General features: G+C 63.5%; 1 protein-coding gene and 1 pseudogene. One reads left to right on the forward strand and one right to left on the reverse strand.

Annotated features, from left to right (window positions below):
• Positions 1–124 precede the first annotated feature (124 nt).
• Positions 125–1126 (reverse strand): annotated as a pseudogene (locus ACFFNA_RS13430) (IS91 family transposase); the annotation flags it as partial.
• Between the two features lie 193 nt (positions 1127–1319).
• Here ACFFNA_RS13430 and ACFFNA_RS13435 point away from each other — a divergent pair.
• On the forward strand, positions 1320–1798 hold a 479-nt coding region (locus ACFFNA_RS13435), incomplete at its 3' end, for a site-specific integrase (protein ID WP_378918875.1).

Here is a 1798-nt window from a genome sequence, read left to right on the forward strand (position 1 = left end):
TCGTGAGCCCGTTTTTCATCATATCGGGGAACAACCGCCGCCTATGCGCAAGGGCTACAAAGCGGCACGTGGACGCGGCTCCCGCGATTACCCCATGTAATTACTTTGGACGTGCTCGGCATGATCATGAGGTGTCGCTCCAGAAGGGGCTCGGCGGCGCTTGTCCGCACCGCCAGATGGCGAGCGTGACCATTGGCCCTCCGCAGCATGGGCAGCGATGCGTTGCCGCAAGGCGCTCGGCGGCGACAGCGGCGCTTTCGGCCTCCGGTTCGAGATCGTCCTGCCGCGGGCTGGCCAGCAGCCTGCGGCACAGGTCGAGCCTGGCGGCGCGATGGCCGTTGGCGAGGAAGCCGTAGTGGCGGATGCGATGGAAGCCGTCCGGCAGCGTATGCAGAAGGAAGCGGCGGATGAACTCGTGCGCGTGGAGCGTCATGACCTTCGTCTTGCCGCGGTGACGATAATCCCTCCAGTGGAACGCGACCTGATCGTCGGTCATGCTGATCAGCCGAGAATTGGCGATGGCGACGCGATGGGTGTAGCGGCCGAGATAGGCCAACACCTGCTCTGGCCCGCCGAACGGCGGCTTGGCGTAGACCACCCAGTCGAGGCGGCGCACCCTGGCCAACAAGCGGGTGAAGGCGGCTGGCTCGGCCAAGCCGGCGAGATCGCCGAAGAACTTGAGGATGCCCGCGTCGAAGACCGCCCGCAACTCCTGCAGAAAGAGACGGCGGAACAGACGCGACAGCACGCGCACGGGCAGGAAGAAGCCGGTCCGGCAGGCGACCCAGTGCGTTCCATCGAGAGAGATGCCGCCGCCCGGCACGATGCAATGGAGGTGGGGATGATAGTGCAGGTTCTGACCCCAGCTATGCAGCACCGCGATGAGGCCGATCTCGGCGCCGAGGTGTTTGGGATCGGCAGCGATCGTGCGCAGCGTTTCGGCCGCCGCCTTGAACAGGATCGTGTAGGCCGCCGCCTTGTTCTGGAAGGCGATGGCGGCGAGCTCCGCCGGCAGCGTGAAGACGACATGGAAGTAGGGAACCGGCAGAAGCTCGTCCTGCCGGGCGGCAAGCCAGTCCCGGCAGGCTTGCCCCTGGCATTTGGGGCAATGCCGGTTGCGGCAGGTAATGGGCGTCGCCCATTACCTGTCTTGGACTAACCCGCTCCGCGATCGCGGAGCGGCAAGGTGGTTGTGTGCCAACGGTGAGATCTTGATGGCGTCGTCTGTCGCGCGGGTCATGCGTGCACAAGGAGCTCCGACTGCGCCAGCATGGAGTGGCTGCTTGCAGCCCATTCCATCGGACACAAAGGAGCTTGTCATGACCCAACTTCGGCAACGCATGAGCGAGGACATGGAGGTGCGGAATCTCGCGCTCAATACCCAGCGCTCGTACCTGCAGCAGGTCTCCCTGTTTGCGCGTCACTTCGGCAGGTCGCCGGACTTGCTCGGGCGAGAGGACATTCGGACCTATCAGGTCTATCTGACCAACGAGAAGCAGCTGTCGCCCGGCTCGATCCACATCGCCATTGCGGCGCTTCGCTTCCTCTACAAGGTGACGCTCGAGAAGGATTGGGCGTTTGAAGACGTTCTGCCGCTTCCCAAAAAGCCGCAGACGCTGCCCGTCGTCCTCAGTCCCGAGGAAGTCCAGCGCTTCCTCGACTGCGTGGCCGACATCAAGCATCACGCGATCCTGACGGTTCCGTCGCAAACTTTTCGGAAAGGTCATTGCTGCATGACGGCTGCTCCTGCTTTCCGGGAGTTTGTCATGTTCAAGGGCCGCCATTTTGATCGATCCGT

Source organism: Mesorhizobium kowhaii, from assembly GCF_042431665.1.
GTDB classification, from domain to species: Bacteria; Pseudomonadota; Alphaproteobacteria; order Rhizobiales; family Rhizobiaceae; genus Mesorhizobium; species Mesorhizobium kowhaii.